Here is a 16,117-nt window from a genome sequence, read left to right on the forward strand (position 1 = left end):
GCTCAGGAAAAGAGCCAAGAAAGATCGATTCGACTGGGCCATCATGTCCCCTCGCAGAGCCACCTTCCAGCCTTCGCTGTTGCGCCACCGCAGCGACATCCCCCTGCACGTGCAGTTGTACGAGCGGATCCGCCAATCCATCCTGGTGGGCACGCTCCCACCGGGCACCCGCCTTCCCTCGGCACGGGCGATGGCGTTGGAGGTTCACGTCGCGCGGGGAACGGTGGATGTCGCGTACGCACGCTTGGCCGTCGAGGGATTCCTCATCACGCGCGGCGCAGCCGGTACGTTCGTCACGAGTCCCCTCCCGCTCTCACCTCGCGGCGGAACCACCGTCGCGCCGCAACCCCGGAGTGAACCCCGGGCGCGCACGGTCCTCTGGCCATTCCAGATTGGCGTTCCCGCGGTCGACGCATTCCCCATCGCGACCTGGGCTCGAGTGCTGGGGCGGCACTCACGCCGGGTCCGGGCCAGTGAGCTCGCGTACTCCAGCCCCACGGGGGATGCCTCCCTGAGGGAAGCCATCGCCGCGCACCTGGCGGTCTCGCGCGGTGTGGTCGCCCACGCCAATGAGGTGATGATCACTGGCGGCTATCACGCCACGCTCGGCCTGCTGGCACATGCGCTCTCGAAGCCAGAGGACCCGGTATGGATGGAGGACCCGGGCTACTTCCGGGCGCGCCATGCGTTCGTGTTCGCGGGATTGCGGCCCGTAGCCGTCCCAGTGGATGCCGAAGGACTCGATGTCTCCAGGGGCGTGGCCCTCGCCCCCCGCGCCAGGTTCGCGGTGGTGACTCCCGGCCATCAGATGCCTCTGGGAATGGCGCTCTCGCTGCCTCGCAGGCTCGCCCTCCTGGACTGGGCCCGGAGCGCGGACGCGTGGATCGTCGAGGACGACTACGACGGCGAGTTCCACTATGACTCGGCGCCGCTCCCCGCCCTCAAGAGCCTGGATGACAAGGGCCTGGTGCTCTACGCGGGGACCTTCAGCAAGTCGATGTTCCCCAGTGTGCGGCTCGGCTTCCTCGTCGTGCCGGAGAGGGCGCGGGAGGCGCTCGCCCGCGCCGCCAGCCTGTTGCACCCCGCGCCACCCCTTGCCATCCAGCGCGCAGCCGCTGACTTCCTGGGGGAGGGACACTTCGCCCGGCACGTGCGGCGCGTGCGCAGCCTCTATGCGGAGCGCCGCGCCGCGCTGCTGCGAGCCCTCGCGGAGCTCTCCTCACCACACCTCCAGATTGGCAATGCACCGGGTGGGTTGCACCTGCTCGCGCGGCTGCGCGGTATTCGCGACGATGCCGTCGTGAACCATGCCGATGGGCTCGGCCTCGCACCTGGCGCGCTGTCGGCCCATCAGTTCAACCCGGCGAAGAACCGCCTCGATGGCCTGCTACTCGGATTCGCGACCTTGCCCGCGGCCCAGGCCCGCGATGCGGTGTCCCGGCTTGCCCGAGCCATGGAGCTGGCACGAACCGCTGGACCTGGGCTACGCGCCGGCTCGGGCTGATGGGCGCTTCTTCCTCGAGGCCTTGCGGTACTCGAGCGGCGTCATCCCCTCCCAGCGCTTGAAGGCCCGGTGGAACGCGCTGGCGTCCGAGAAGCCCAGCAGGAAAGAGAGTTCGGCGATGTCCATGTCCGTGTTCGCCAACTGCTCACGAGCCCGCTCCCGGCGCACCTCGGCCAGCAGCGTGACGAAGGAAGTCCCCGCCTCGGACAGCCGCCGCTGCAGGCTCCGCTCGCTCGCCCCGAGCGCCCGAGCCACCCCCTCCATGGAGGGCTCTTCCCCCATGAGCATGCGCTGGAGCACCGCGCGCACCTGCTCCGAGATGTCCTGACTGCCGCTCTCCACCAGGAGCTGCTCCGCGCGCGGCCCCAGCAGCCCGGCCAGCTCGGCGTTGCTGCTCACCAAGGGGCGAGCCAGATCCAGCGAGGAGAATCCGAGCGCATCGAACTCCTGCCCACTCCGCAGGGGAGCCCGGAAGAAGGCCTCCATGCGTGCCTGGTACGAGGGAATGGGACCCCGGACGTCCACGTACACGGGGATGACTTGCGTGCGCGTCATCCGCCGGGCGAACGCCAGCAGGAACACCATCTCGAGCTCGGCGCGCATCCGCGCGGTAGGCCCCTCTGGCCGCTTCAGGAGAACCCGCACGCTCGTGGAGTCCCGACCTGGCACGAGCTCGATGACGTCCAGGGCGAACAGCCGCTTGTACCGCTCGAAGCGGGACAACGCGGCCCCCAGGGTGGGCGCGGCCATGGCGGACAGCCCCACCACCCCGAAGAGCTCCGGACGCACGTCCATCGCCACCATGCGACGGAACGCATCATCCCCCGCCGCCGGAAGGGCCAGGTCGAGGAAGGCATCCATCTGAGCTGGGGTGAGCCGCGAGGAAGCCGAGGCCGCACCGACCTTGCGCGCCAGCGTATCCACCTTCACTCCGGCCTCGCTCAACAAGGCCAGCATGGAGCGAGGCAGCGACAGGGTCCGGGTGGCTCCAGGTGGCATCGCGGGTCAGTCGATTGGCGCCCACGGTCAGGAGTGGAGCGGCGCCAGGTGGTACTTGATCCATCACGCGACGCCGCACCCCGCGGCGCCGGTTCATCCAAAGGAGAGACTACCATGGCCCCCATCGCACTCGTCACCGGCTCGTCCACGGGCATTGGCCTGAGCGCTGCTGTCCGGCTGGCCCAGGCTGGCTTCGAGGTCGTTGCCACCCTTCGCAACCTGGACAAGGCCGAGGCCCTGCGCGCCCGCGCCGCCGCCGAGGGCGTCCGGCTGGACATCCGAGCGTTGGATGTGGCGAGCGACTCCTCCGTGAGCCAGTGCGTGGAGGGGGTGCTCCGGAGCCACGGCCGCATCGACGTGCTGGTGAACAACGCCGGCGCGGGCTTCCTGGGCTCCCTGGAGCAGACCTCCCCCGAGGCGCTGCGGCGCACGATGGAGGTGAACTTCTTCGGAGTCTGGCGGGTGACGCAGGCCGTGTTCCCAGGGATGCGAGAGCGGCGCTCGGGGCGCATCATCTCGGTGAGCAGCATTGGCGGGCTCATCGGGCAGCCCTTCAATGATGCCTACTGCGCCGCGAAGTTCGCGGTGGAGGGCTTCATGGAGAGCCTGGCCCCCGTGGCGCAGAAGCTGGGCATCCACGTCTCGCTCATCGAGCCCGGCGCGGTCCGCACGGAGTTCGTCAACAACGTCCTGGCGACCAACAACGGGGCGGCGGGAGAAGTGGGTGCCTACCAACCCCTTCTCGATGCCTACCTCTCCCGGACCCAGGGCGCCTATGACTCGGCCCAGACGGGAGACGACATTGCGCGCATCATCGTCGAGACCGCGACGACCGCCCAACCACACCTGCGCTACCTCACCTCGGACATCGTCCGGGGCATGGCCCAGCGCAAGTATGCGGACGTGACGGGAGAGGCCGTCCTGGCACTCACCCGTCCGGCCCTCGGCTGATGAGGCCTGACGCTCCAGGCGAGCGTTCGGAAGAAGACCCACAGGGAATCAAGCGAGCCCAGGAGTCCGGAACTCCAGGGTATAGCTCGAGGCAGAAAGAGGACCCTTATGCTCAAGACCCGGCTTCTCGTGTTCTCGGCACTCTGTCTCTCGCTGTCCCTGTTGGCGTGCAAGGACGATCCTCCTGATGAGGGCAATCCCCCGCCTTCCGAGCCACCCATATCGGGTGATGCCATCTCGACCTCGCAAGGGGACGTGATCATCCATCCGATCAATCACGCCACCTTCGTCATGCACTGGGCGGACAAGATGATCTACGTCGACCCGGTCGGAGGCGCCGCGCCGTTCGAGGGCCTGCCTGCTCCCAACGTGATCTTCGTGACGGACATCCACAGCGATCACTTGAGCGCGGACACCCTCACGGCCCTCGTGAGAGTGGACACGGTGATCGTCGCGCCCCAGGCCGTGCGCGACCAGCTGCCCGCGAACCTCCAGGGAGTGACGCAGGTCCTCGCGAACGGCGGGACGCTGACCGTGGCGGGCATCGGCGTGGAGGCGATCCCCATGTACAACATCACGACCGATCGCCTGCAGTACCACACGAAGGGGCGCGGCAACGGCTACGTCCTGACCCTGGGCGGCAAGCGCATCTACATCGCTGGCGACACGGAGGACATCCCCGAGATGAGGCAGTTGCGCGACATCGAAGTCGCCTTCATCCCGATGAACCTGCCCTACACCATGACAGTGCAGCAGGCTGCGAGCGCCGTGCGCGAGTTCAAGCCGAAGATCGTCTACCCCTATCACTCACGCGGCAGTGACCTGGACGAGTTCACCCGGCTCGTCGGCACGGACGTGGGCGTCGAGGTGCGCATCCGGAACTGGTACTAACCTGCCGGGCGCGGTTCGCGCGAACTGGTCCGATGGTAGGACCAGATGGCTCGTCGCGCCGCCACAAGGGCTCCCCCCCCCTGGCCGCGCGAACCCAGGTCCTTGGCCTCTGTCAGGAAGCCTGCTCCACGCGAGGAGCCGTCACCGCCAGCACCTTGCCTCCGTACTGGCTCGCCTCCAGCGTGCCGCACGCCGCTCCGATGTCCTTCCCACCCGAGTAGCGCCGCGCGATCGGCGACTTCAGCACCTGCAGGTGGTCTCGAAACGCCTTCAGCTCCTCGGCCGACGGCGGCAGGTACTTCCCCGTCGGATCCGTCACGTCGATCAGATCCACCTTGATGGGGATCCCCTCGAACGTCTCCTTCAGCGCCAGCGCGTCCTCGAGCTGCAGGTTGAACCCCGAGATCGCCACGTACGCGATCATCGCCCGCTCGCGACGCACCTGCGTGTACTCGCGAATCGCATCCACCAACTCCGGCAGCGGGTGCGCCTTCTCGATGGGCAGCACCTTCGCCCGCTTCTCCGGAATCGCGCTCGTCACCGAGAACGCCAGCCGGTACGGATGCCCCTCGCGCGTATACCGCCGGATCTGCGGAACCATCCCCGCCGTGGAGAACGTGATCGACGTCCCCGAGATGGAGAACCCCGCCGGGTTCGACAGCACCTGCGCCGCGCGGATCGTCTCGTTGTAGTTGATCAGCGGCTCGCCCATCCCCATGAACACCACGCCGCGCACCGGCCGGTCCGCCTCCGCGCGCACCTGCAGCACCTGATCGAGGATTTCCCACGTCTTCAGGTTGCGCTGGAACCCCAGCTTCCCCGTCATGCAGAAGTCACACGCCAGCGCGCACCCCACCTGGCTGGACACACAGACGATGTACTTCTCGTCGAAGATGGGAATGCGCACCGCCTCCACCCGCCCTCCCAGGGGCGAGGCGAAGAGGTACTTCACGAACCCATCCTCCGCCTGCCGCCGCTCCACCACTTCCAGGCGAGGCAGCTCGGCATGCGCCCGCAGGTACTCGGCGACCTTCTTGGGAACCTGCGGCGCCCGGCACACCTCTTCCACCGTGCTCGCGCCATGCGCGAAGACAGCCGCGAACACCTTGCGGACCGCCGTGGGAGTGGGCGCCAGCGGCGCCAGGGCCTGCTCCAATTCCGGGAGCGACAGCTGTTTCAGGTTCACGGCGAGGACTTGATCTTCGAGCGGAGGAACTCGGTCAGCTTCGAGGACATCTCCTGGGGCATGCGGTGGGCCATGGCCCTCTTACACAGCCCGGGCGTGGCCTTGTACGTCCGGAGGAAGTCCACACAGGGCGCGCATCCCTGCAAGTGCTCCTTCAAATGCTGCGCGTCCTCCGGCGTCAACTCGCCGTCGAGGAAGTCCAGCAGGAGGTTGATCGAGTCTTTGCAGGTATACATCCGAACCTCGACTGCGGCTTGCCCCGACGAATCGCTGTCTTACTATCGATGATGCGCGGAGCCTCCGAGCGTTTCACTCCGCGAGAGCACCCTGATTGTAGAACTGATCGATGGCTTCTCTCAGCGCAAGCCTCGCCCGATGCAACCGGCTCTTGATGGCCGGAACAGAGTCCCCCGTCAGCTCGGCGATCTGTTCGTAACTGAGGCCCTCGACATCTTTCAAGAGAAAGACCTCCCGGTACCCTTCAGGCAGCCGGTCCGTCGCTTGCTGGATGGCATGCCCCAACTCCGCGTCCAGGGCCTTCTCCTCGGCATCCCGGCTCCAGTCCCGCTCCGGGTAGTCCGCCAACGAGCCGCGCTCGGTGAACTCGGGACCTGGGGGTTCCCCCTCTACCGACTGGACCACCCGGCGGTGCCGCAGCCGCATCAGCGCATGGTTTGCCGCGATGCGGTGCACCCACGAGCTGAACGCCGCATCCCCGCGAAAATCCTTGAGGTGCTGGTAGGCCGACAAGAAGGTGTCCTGGGCGATCTCCGCCGCGTCCGCCTCCGAGCGCGTCATCCGCAGCGCCAACCCGAACACCTTGTCCCGGTGCGCCTCGACCAGCTCCTCGAAGGCCGCCATGTCCCCCGCCTGAGCGCGCGACAGAAGCCTCCGATCCTCTTGCTGCCGGTCTTCGGGGGGAGTGGCGAGCTCTTCGGACATGACAGACGCAACCTTCCAGCCAGGATGGCCGCCGTCAAGGACGACGCACACGCCGGGTAGGCACCTTGCTCACGTGACGACTGTCCTTCACCCACAGCCGGAAGGGCTCGTCCGCCCAGGCCCCGGCGTATTCCACCCCGATCCGCGGCCCCCGTGCCACCTGCCCCTCCGCCACCGGCTCGCCCGCCGTCAGGTGCAGAACAGATGTTTTGAGGTCAAATTTATTGTGCGCCAGGGTGATGCCGAAGGCGCGGCACAGGCGTCCGGGTCCGTTCGTTCGAGCCTCCGTGGAGAATCCCTCGACGGGCTCCACGGCGCGCACCAGCACGGCGGCGCCCACGCCGAGCGCATCGGTCACCACGTTGAAGCAGTGGTGCATCCCATAGATGAGGTAGACGTAGGCGTGCCCGGGCGGTCCGAACATCACCTCCGTGCGTGGGGTGAGCCCCTTGGCGGCGTGGCACGCCAGGTCATGCTCACCGATATAGGCCTCCGTCTCGACGATGCGCCCCACCCGCCGCTGGCCCCCTTCCTCCAGAACGAGGTGGGTGCCGAGCAACTCTCGGGCAACGGTCAGCGCCGGGCGCGCATAGAAGGACTCGGAAAGCTTCACGGGTATCAGGGGAATTGTCCTCGGGTTCAACGGATCGTCAACACTCCCTCCATCCCACGAGCGACCATCCGAGCGACCGGGTGCTCCAAACAGTTCACAGGCGCCAAGGGCTGGGGCAGATTGCACGCATGCTCCCTACTGGCCGGCTCTCCGGTCTTCTTCTTCCCGTCTTTTCGCTGCGTTCCCGGACGGACTTCGGCATTGGCAACTTCGGGGCCATGGATGGCCTCTTCCGGTGGATGACGGAGGCCCGGCAGAAGGTGTTGATGGTCCTGCCGCTGCTGCCCACCGCTCCCGGCGACCCCAGCCCCTATGCCACGCGCTCGGCGTTCGGCCTCAACCCGCTCTTCATCGATCCGCACCAACTGCCCGAGTTCCAGGCCACCGGCGGCGAGGGCTCTTTCTCGGACGAGCAGAAGCGCAAGCTGGCCGAGGCCCGCGCGGCTCCTCGCATCCGGTATGACCTGGTGTTCCCGCTCAAGGACGCCGCCTTCGACCGGGCCTTCTCGCACTTCGATCAGCACGAGTGGGGCGCGAAGACGGCGCGCGCCCGGGAGTTCCAGGCCTGGCGCGAGGCCCAGGGCGAGTGGCTGGAGAGCTACGCCCTCTTCACCGCGATCTCCGAGGATCAACAGCGCCGGGCCTGGTGGGAGTGGCCCGAGCCGCTGCGCACCCGCAAGCCGGACGCGCTGAAGACCGAGGGCCAGCGCATGGAGCGCCGAGTGCGCTACCACGCGTGGCTGCAGTGGGTGGCCGAGCAACAGTGGAACCAGGTGCGCGCGCAGGCCAAGGCGCGCGGCATCCTGCTGTGCGGCGACGAGCCCTTCATCATCGGCCAGGACAGCTCGGACACGTGGGCGCACCCGGACATCCTGCGCCGGGACGCACGCCTGGGCGTGCCGCCGGATGACTTCTCCGCCACCGGCCAGGATTGGGGCCTGCCCTACTTCGACTTCGCCGCGATGGAGAAGGAGGACTACCGCTGGCTCAAGGCGCGGGCGGCCAAGGCGGCCAGCTACTACGACTTGCGCCGGGTGGACCACGCGGTGGGCTACTTCCGGCAGTGGATCCGCGACGAGAAGACGCCCACCGGGCGCTTCATCCCCCCGGACGAGGAGAGCCACAAGCGGCTGGGTGAGCGGCACTTCCGCCTGCTGTCCGAGGGCGCCGGCATCATCGCCGAGGACCTGGGCGTCATTCCCCCGTTCGTGCGGAAGATCCTCGCGGAGCTGGGGCTGCCGGGCTACCGGGTGATGCGCTGGGAGCGCGATGACGCCGTCTACCGCAACCCCCACCAGTTCCCGGCCATCTCGCTGGCCACCACGGGCACCCACGACACGGAGCCCATGGCGGACTGGTGGGAGGCCAGCCGCGACGACGAGCGCGCCGCGGTGGGCAGGGCCTGGCCGGAGTTCCAGGGCGTCGTGGTGACGAAGGAGTTCACTCCGGAGATCCACCGGGCCATGCTGGCCGCCGCGCTCAACTCCAGCAGCAACCTGTGCGTGCTGCCGTGGCAGGACGTGCTCGGCACGCGCGAGCGCATCAACCTGCCGGGCACCATGAGCGACAGCAACTGGGCCTACCGCATCACCCAGAACGTGGACGCCCTGCTGGAGGATCCTCAGACGAAGGACGCCGCCCAGCGCATGGCGTGGCTCACCGCCTCCGCGCGCCGCTGAGGTCCGCTCGAGCGGGGCCCCGCTGCCGAGGGGCTCCGCCGGGCGCTAGGGGTTGACGCAGCGCAGTTGCACGGGGATGCCGTCGAACAGGACGCACTTCTTCCCCGAATCCAGGCACTCGAGCTTGTTGCAGATGTCGCTCGTCACGCACAGCGGCGGCGAGCGCCCGTACTCGAAGAGCAGCTCCGTGCAGAAGTACTGCTCGCCCGCGCAGAGCAGGCCCGGACACTCGTCGATGCCCTCCAGGGTCTCCCCTTCCTTCACCCGGACCGCATCATCCTTGCCGGGTCCACAGGAGAGCACCACCGCCAGGACCGCGCCGAGCAGCCCTCTGATTTGCCAGGTCATACCCGGACACTCTGGCCCAGGCCGAGCCCGCATGCACGTCTGACGGCATGAAATGTCCGGGATCCTCCCTTCCCCAGCCTCCCAGAATGGTGAAACGCGACAGTGTGGCGCTCCCTTTTCACGGGGGACGAGTCAATCCGGGATCGAATGGATATGAACTGGCACCGTGGACGTAGCCCTCTTCCGACATCGCCCCCGCTTCCGCCTTCCCCTGTTCCTGGTCCTGGCCCTCGCCAGCGCGTGCGCCACCACCAAGCCTCGGCCGGACGCCCTCGAAGTGAAGGATCTGAAGATCGAGGGCGCCGACAAGGTGGGCGAGGGGGACATCAAGGCGAAGATCCTCACCACGGAGACGCCCTGGTACGAGCCGCTCTGGCCCTTTGACAAGGGCCCCTCCTACTTCGATCCGAACGCGTGGCAGGCGGACCTGCGCCGCATCGAGCGCTACTACCAGGCCCAGGGCTACTACCAGGCCCAGGTCATCTCGGACACGGTGCAGCCCGATGGCAAGGAGGCCGTGAAGCTGGTGGCCCAGGTGCGCGAGGGAGAGCCCACGCGCATTGGCACCATCGAAATCACCGGCATGGAGGCGCTGCCCGAGGACCACCAGCGCCGGGTGAAATCGGATCTGCCCCTGAACAAGGGGGACGTGTTCCGAGAGGAGAACTGGGAGGGCGTGAAGGGGCTGCTCCAGGAACGGCTGCGCGAGCTGGGCTACGCGGAGGCCGAGGTGGGCGGAGAGGTGCAGGTGGACGTGGACACGCACCAGGCCACGGTGGCACTGCGGGTGACCCCAGGCCCCCGCTACAAATTCGGCAACATCTTCGTCGCCACGGACGCCAACCCGCAGGTGGCGCCCAAGCGCATCATCGAGCAGGCACAGGGGGCGATCCACAAGGGAGATTGGTTCACCGAGTCGGCGCTCGCCGAGGCCCAGGCGCGCGTGTTCGCCATGGGCGTGTTCGGCGCGGTGAAGGTCAACCGAGGCGCGCCGGATCGCGAGGCGGCCACGGTCCCCGTAGTGGTGGACGTGCGCGAGGCGCCGCTGCGCTCGGTGAGGCTGGGCGGCGGTCTGGGCGTGGACGCCGCGCGCCAGGAGGGCCGCGTCCTGGGCGAGTGGACCAACCGGAACATCTTCGGCGGTCTGCGCCGGCTCACGTTGAAAAGCCGCCTGGGCTACGCCTTCATCCCCTCCATCATTGGAGTGAGCTCGGGCCAGGAGAACTCCAAGAGCGGCCTCATCTTCGATGTCACCACCGAGTTCGAACAGCCGCGCTTCCTCTTCCGGGACGTGCGCCTGCAGGCCTCCATCACCGGCGAGAAGGGCCTGGAACAGGCGTACTCCTTCATTGGCGGCCGGCTGCGCACGGGCCTCATCTGGCAACCGCACCCGGACCTGTCCATCTTCCCCGCCTACAACCTGGAGATATACCGGCTGACCGGAACGGTGGGCGCCAACGAGCAGGGCATCCCTCCGATCACCCTGGGATGCCGCAACGACACCTCCACCTCCACCTCGGCGCCCTGCACCATCAAGCTCAGCTACCTGGAGACCACGGTGGAGTGGGACCGGCGGGACGACAAGATCGAGCCGCGGGCCGGCTACTACGCCGCGCTCTCCGTGCAGGGGGGTGGCGGGCCGCTGTTCGGGGACTTCTCCTATATCCGCCTGCTGCCGGACCTGCGCTACTACCAGTCCTTCGGCATGGAGCGGCGGCTGACCGTGGCGGGCAAGGTCCGCATGGGCACGCTCGTCCCCTACCGCAACAACGAGACGAGCCTGAAGCAGAGCTCCATCGTCAACCGCTTCTTCTCCGGCGGCGGCTCGTCCATGCGCGGCTTCAACAGCCAGCGGCTGTCTCCCCAGGTGGCCATCGATCCCACGAAACCGGATGCCGGCACCGTGCCCATTGGCGGCGACAGCCTCTTCGAGACTTCACTGGAGGCGCGATACCGGGTGACAGAAAGTCTGGCCGTGGCCAGCTTCTGGGACACGGGCTTCGTGGGCGTGGACTCGCTGTCGTTCGGACGCTCAAGCCCCTTCCGTGACGGGCTGTACCACGCTGTAGGTCTGGGGCTGCGCTACATCACCGTGGTGGGCCCCATCCGAGTGGACATTGCCCGGCGACTGAACATTGGCCCCCCCTTGCCCGTTGAAGGAGCTGGGTACACCTATCCTGCCGGCGGTACCTGCTTCGGCCTGGGAAGCAAGAAGACAACATACGCGGGAGCCCCGGATGGGCTCTGCACCTTTCAACTGTCGATCGGAGAAGCGTTTTGACGGTGCACAAGCATGCCCCATGGAGACGCTGGGTCCGGCGCATCGTCTGGGGCGTGCTGGGACTGGTGGCGCTGGTGCTGGTGCTGGTGGCTGGGGCGCTCGCATGGCTCACCTCGTCCTCGGGCGAGCGGTGGGTGCTCGGCAAGGCCCTGCCCATCGCCAACGAGCAACTCGCCGGAAAGCTGGAGGCGGGCTCGGTGGATTTGAGCCTCTCGGGGCTCACCCTGCGAGACGTGAAGCTCTATACCCCTGAAGGGGATCTGGTGGCTGAAGTGGCGCTGGTGGATGCGCGCATCTCCCTGCCACCGCTGGTGGGCCAGCATGTGATGCTCACCTCCGCGCGGCTCGAGAAACCGCGCCTCTACCTGGTGCAGGACGAGCGAGGCTTCAATCTGGCCCGCGCCGTGGCGCCTCGCACCCCCAAGCCCGAAGAGCCGGACACAGGCCGGGGCTCGCTGCGCCTCACGCTCAAGGACTTCCGGCTCGAGGACGGGTACGTCGACTTCGAGGGTGACACCGCACAGGGCACCCGGCAGGTGCGCCTGGAGGACTTCGATGCCAGCGGCGCGGCCAGCTATGGCGCGGCGAAGCAGTCCTTCGACGTGCGGCTGGAGGCCACCGGTGGCCTGGCTCGCCCCGTCTCGGGCCCAGTGAAGCTGACCCTGCGAGGCCAGGGCGAGGAGTTGAACATCTCCGCGGACGCGGACATGGCCGTGGCCGGGCTCGTGTTCCAGGGCCGCGGCGGCATGCGCGGGATGAACGAGGCGTGGGTGGAGCTCAAGCGCCTGTCACTCGAGCCGGAGACGGCTCGGGCCTTCGTGCCGAGCTACCCGCTGATCGCGACCGTGAGCGTGGAAGGCAACGGCCAGAAGCAGGGGGATGTTGCTCGGACCAACCTGACGGTGAAGGCCGGGAGCGCCATCATGAACGTGGATGGCTCCTTCAACGTCGCCACGATGCGCAGCGACGGCGTCACCCTCAGGGCGCGGGACATCAACCTCGCGGAGCTGATGGACAATGCGGCGCCCACAGCCATCGTCGCCAACCTCAACGCGAGCGGCGGAGGCACTAGCCTGGAGACGCTCGACGGCGAGGTGGACCTCACCGTCTCGCCCTCTAAGTTCAAGGGCCAGCCGCTCGGGCCGGTGGAGCTGCACGCGACCGCCAAGGACGGTTTCTACACGCTGTCCCGCCTGCGGGTGCTGATGCCGGGCGCATCGCTGGACGCGAGTGGCCAGGGCACGGTCGACAACATCCAGGTGAAGGGCAGCATGAGTGCATCGGATCTCGCCGTGCTGGGACAGACGGTGGGCCGGCTGGGTCCAGGTCCGGCACTGCCCCTGGGCGGCAGTGGCGCGCTGGACTTCCGGCTGGAGGGCCCGCTGCGCACGCCGGGAGTGGAGCTCTCCGGCTCCTTCGCCTCGCTGTCCTACGAGGACAATGTCGTCCAGGGCCTCAACCTGAAGGCCTCGTTGCCGGATGTGACCAAACCCCTGTCCACGGATGCCTCGCTGGTGGTGGATGAGCTGCGCACGGGCGGGCGTACGTTCCAGAACCTCACCGCCGCCGTCACCACGCGAGAGCGGGAGCTCCAGGCTCACGTGAAGACGGCGGGGGACGCGGAGCTGGCCCTCACGCTGTCCGGCACGGTGGACGAGGACCAGGAGGGGCTCGCGGTGAAGGCGATGACGCTGGCCTGGCCCGAGGCCACGTGGACCTTGCGGGGCTCCTCGCACGTGGGCTTCGGCGGAGGCCGGATCGAGGTGAAACCCGCCCTCACACTCGTGTCCGACCAGCAGCGCCTGGCGCTCACGCTGGTGAAGGAGGGCCAGAGCATCGACGGCCACGTGGAGGCGGATGCGCTGGACCTGACGAAGCTGCCCAAGTCGTTCATGCCCGAGAAGCTCGACCTCGGAGGTACCGTCTCTGCGCGGCTGAACGCGCGCGGGAAGCTGCCTCGCCCGGATGCCGACGTCTCCCTCACGCTCGCGGGCGTTCGCTTCCAGGAGTACTCGGACATCAATGCCTCGCTGAAGGGCACCTACGTGAAGGACCGGGCCACCGGTACCCTCACCGCGAGCGTCCCTGCCGCCAGCGTCAGCGCGGACTTCGATGTGCCCGTTCAGGGCTTCCTGCGCCACCGCAGCGACGAGCTGAACCTCCGGGTGAACCTCACACGGCTGAGCCTCGAGGACACGGTGAAGATGCTCGGGCGCCCGGAGCCCGTGAGCGGAGAGCTCAGCGGCGTGCTGGAGGTGAAGGGCCCCGCCCGGGATCCACGCATCACCCTTACGATGAAGGGCGAGCAGCTGGTGTACGGAGGCCTGCCCGAGGGCGTGCTGAAGAACCCTCTCGCCTTCACGCTGACCGCCTCGTCCGATGAGACGAGCGGAGCGCTGGGTGCGCAGCTCGACCTGCAAGGGCTGGCGAAGCAGGCGTCCGTGACGCTGAAGACGCCCTTCACGCTGGGCCAGTTCCTCATCCAGCCGCCCACGACGGAGCAGATCACCCGGACCCAGATGACCGTCGAGGGCAACGTGGACGAGCTGCCCCTCTCGCTGGTCGGCGGGCTGGCCGGCCTGCAGAACGCCCAGGGCACCGTGTCCTCGAAGTTCGCTGTGAAAGGCTCCGTCCTCGTGCCCGAGGCCCACTTCGAGGTGCAGGCCCGGCAGGTCAGCGCCAACGGCCTGCCCCCTCTGGACGCGGACCTCACAGTGACCGGAGGGGCGGATGACATCCACGCGGAGCTGTCGACGCTCCGGTACCAGGACGGCAAGCCCGCTCCTCTGGCTCAACTGAGCGCCACGCTCGAAGCGCCGCTGGGCGCCATCCAGGATCCGGACGTCATCGGCTGGGTGCCCTTCGATCTCAAGGGCCGCCTCCACCCCACCGCGCTCAAGGAGCTGATGGGCCTGTCCCAGGCGGATCCCGCGCTGCGCGAGCAGGGCCTGCAAGGCATCGTCTCGCTGGAGATGGCCGCGCACGGCACTCCCGCCGCGCCGGAGGTCGTCCTCGACGTGGGGTTGCAACAGCTCGGCGTGGGGAAGCTGGCGCTCGGCCAGGCTCACGTCCACTACACCTACGCCAAGGCTCGCTCGGACCTGGACGCGACCGTGTCCGCGCCCTCGGGAGGCAGCCTGGTCGTCCGAGCCGGCATCCCGCTGGACCTGTCCCTGCCCGCGGTGCAGCAAGGGCTCGAGGTGGACAAGGTGCCGCTGGACGTCAAGCTGGTGGCCCGGCGCTTCGACATGGCCTTCCTCTCCGGAGCCCACGAGATGGTGCGCAGCCTGGGCGGCGTGCTCGAGGCGGATGCGGCCGTCGCCGGCACCGTGGGCGCGCCCACCTTGAAGGGCAACGTGAACTGGAAGAACGGCAAGCTCGGGTTGATGGGCTTCGGCGAGTACCGGGACATCCTCGTCGACCTCACCGTGACCGAGCAGCGCATCCACCTCCAGCAACTGTTCGCGCGAGGCGGCAACGGCGAGCTCCGCCTCACCGCGGATGCCGAGGTCGGGAAGAACGGAGCCTATGAGCTCAAGGGCGAAGGCCAGCTCAAGGAGTTCCCCATCATCTCGGAGGATCAGCTCGTCGCCGTCGCATCGCTGCGGTCAACGTTCGAGGGCAGCCTGACCCTCACCAAGGTCACCATCCGCAACCTCTCCATCCCCGAGGCCCATATCGAGCTGCCCGAGGTGACTCGCAAGGACCTGCAGCCGCTCGAGCGTCCGGGTGATGTCGTCCTGGTGCGCAATGGCGTCCCCATCGGCAAGCGCCGCAAGGGAACCGAGCCAGCCAACGCCCCGCCGAAGAACGGCGAGCCCACCAGCGGCACGTCCCCCGAGGACACCGCCTCGGCCAGCAACACCCAACTCCCGGGCAAACCCGGAGGCCCGGGCACGGGCGGCGCGGGCTCCAACCGTCCCGTGAAGAAGGATCTGGTGGACGCCTCCGACATCGAGAAGAAAGAGGTTCAACGCACCTATACGATCTTCATCAACGCGCCGAGAAACCTCTGGGTCCGCGGCTCGGACGTGAACATCGAGCTGGGGCTCTCCCAGAACTTCGAGGTCTCCTACTCGACCGAGCCCTACCTCGCAGGCGAGGTCATCGTCCAACGCGGCCGGGTGGATGCGCTGGGGCGCCGCTTCGACGTGCAGAAGGACAGCCGCGTCAACTTCACCGGCCCGCCGCTGGCGCCCTACCTCAACATCACCGCCGAGCACGTCAACGATCGCGAGAACGTCACCGTCTTCATCCACATCCGCGGCCAGGGGAAGAACTTCACCATCGAGCCCACGAGCGATCCGCCGATGTCCGAGACGGAGATCTACACGCTGCTGGCCACGGGCCGCCGCACGCTGGAGCGCAACTCGGGCTCATCGATGACGGGCTCGCAGGCCGCCTCCGTGGTGGGCTCGCTCGTCGCCTCGCAGGCCAAGAAGGCCCTGTCGGCGGAGCTGCCCCTGGACGTGTTCTCCATCGAAGCCGGAGACAGCGGGCTGGCAGGCACCAAGCTCGAGGTGGGCAAGTACCTCACGGACAAGATCTACGTGGGCTACACCGGCCGCGTGGGCACTACAGCCCAGACTCGCGAGAACGCCAACGCCGTACACTTTGAGTACCAGTTCACTCCGCAATGGAGCCTCGAGGCCAACTACGGCGACGCGCGCTCCGGCGGCTTGGACCTCATCTGGAGCAAGGACTACTGAGCTAGACTCGCGGC

Annotated in this window: 12 protein-coding genes; 6 read left to right on the forward strand and 6 right to left on the reverse strand. The window is 67.9% G+C overall.

Annotated features, from left to right (window positions below; genetic code table 11):
* Nucleotides 1–43 precede the first annotated feature (43 nt).
* Complete coding sequence (gene pdxR, locus KY501_RS05025; RefSeq protein WP_224361367.1) at nt 44–1,504, forward strand: MocR-like pyridoxine biosynthesis transcription factor PdxR; 1,461 nt, start codon at nt 44–46, stop codon at nt 1,502–1,504.
* On the opposite strand, the gene KY501_RS05030 is transcribed toward pdxR, so the two are convergent.
* Nucleotides 1,484–2,503 carry an AraC family transcriptional regulator gene (locus KY501_RS05030; RefSeq protein WP_224361368.1) on the reverse strand — a complete coding sequence of 340 codons (1,020 nt, stop codon included), beginning with the start codon at nt 2,501–2,503 and terminating at the stop codon, nt 1,484–1,486. The two genes, pdxR and KY501_RS05030, sit on opposite strands and share 21 nt — an antisense overlap.
* A 114-nt stretch (nt 2,504–2,617) precedes the next feature.
* Between KY501_RS05030 and KY501_RS05035 the strand changes: the two genes are divergently transcribed.
* Both KY501_RS05035 and KY501_RS05040 read left to right on the forward strand, forming a co-directional pair.
* Nucleotides 2,618–3,454, forward strand: a complete 837-nt coding sequence (locus KY501_RS05035) for an SDR family oxidoreductase (RefSeq protein WP_224361369.1) — start codon at nt 2,618–2,620, stop codon at nt 3,452–3,454.
* 108 nt (nt 3,455–3,562) lie between these two features.
* Nucleotides 3,563–4,345 carry an MBL fold metallo-hydrolase gene (locus KY501_RS05040; RefSeq protein ID WP_224361370.1) on the forward strand — a complete coding sequence of 261 codons (783 nt, stop codon included), beginning with the start codon at nt 3,563–3,565 and terminating at the stop codon, nt 4,343–4,345.
* Nucleotides 4,346–4,457: 112 nt separating this feature from the next.
* Here KY501_RS05040 and KY501_RS05045 read toward each other — a convergent pair whose 3' ends face one another.
* From KY501_RS05045 to KY501_RS05060, 4 genes are all read right to left on the reverse strand, one after another.
* Entirely contained in the window at nt 4,458–5,531 is a 1,074-nt protein-coding gene (locus KY501_RS05045; RefSeq protein ID WP_224361371.1) for a radical SAM protein, read from the reverse strand.
* Nucleotides 5,528–5,767, reverse strand: coding sequence for an anti-sigma factor family protein (locus KY501_RS05050; protein WP_224361372.1), 240 nt, complete (start codon nt 5,765–5,767; stop codon nt 5,528–5,530). The genes KY501_RS05045 and KY501_RS05050 overlap by 4 nt, the downstream gene beginning before the upstream one ends.
* Before the next feature lie 73 nt (nt 5,768–5,840).
* Nucleotides 5,841–6,473 (reverse strand): RNA polymerase sigma factor, encoded by a 633-nt coding sequence (locus tag KY501_RS05055; protein WP_224361373.1) that lies wholly within the window; start codon nt 6,471–6,473, stop codon nt 5,841–5,843.
* A gap of 34 nt (nt 6,474–6,507) precedes the next feature.
* Nucleotides 6,508–7,086 (reverse strand): DNA-3-methyladenine glycosylase, encoded by a 579-nt coding sequence (locus KY501_RS05060; protein ID WP_224361374.1) that lies wholly within the window; start codon nt 7,084–7,086, stop codon nt 6,508–6,510.
* A gap of 128 nt (nt 7,087–7,214) precedes the next feature.
* Between KY501_RS05060 and KY501_RS05065 the strand changes: the two genes are divergently transcribed.
* Nucleotides 7,215–8,765: a 4-alpha-glucanotransferase gene (locus tag KY501_RS05065; protein ID WP_224361375.1), complete on the forward strand. Its 1,551-nt coding sequence runs from the start codon at nt 7,215–7,217 to the stop codon at nt 8,763–8,765.
* 45 nt (nt 8,766–8,810) lie between these two features.
* On the opposite strand, the gene KY501_RS05070 is transcribed toward KY501_RS05065, so the two are convergent.
* Nucleotides 8,811–9,113 carry a hypothetical protein gene (locus tag KY501_RS05070; RefSeq protein ID WP_224361376.1) on the reverse strand — a complete coding sequence of 101 codons (303 nt, stop codon included), beginning with the start codon at nt 9,111–9,113 and terminating at the stop codon, nt 8,811–8,813.
* Between the two features lie 166 nt (nt 9,114–9,279).
* On the opposite strand from KY501_RS05070, the gene KY501_RS05075 reads away from it, so the two are divergent.
* Together KY501_RS05075 and KY501_RS05080 are read left to right on the forward strand one after the other, a co-directional pair.
* The gene (locus KY501_RS05075) at nt 9,280–11,394 is read left to right on the forward strand and encodes an autotransporter assembly complex protein TamA (protein WP_224361377.1); all 2,115 of its coding nucleotides are present in this window, start codon (nt 9,280–9,282) and stop codon (nt 11,392–11,394) included.
* Nucleotides 11,395–11,396: 2 nt separating this feature from the next.
* The gene (locus KY501_RS05080; RefSeq protein WP_224361711.1) at nt 11,397–16,103 is read left to right on the forward strand and encodes a translocation/assembly module TamB; all 4,707 of its coding nucleotides are present in this window, start codon (nt 11,397–11,399) and stop codon (nt 16,101–16,103) included.
* The last annotated feature ends 14 nt before the right edge of the window (nt 16,104–16,117 follow it).

The sequence above is a fragment of the Hyalangium versicolor genome (assembly GCF_020103695.1).
In the GTDB taxonomy this organism is placed as follows: Bacteria; Myxococcota; Myxococcia; order Myxococcales; family Myxococcaceae; genus Hyalangium; species Hyalangium versicolor.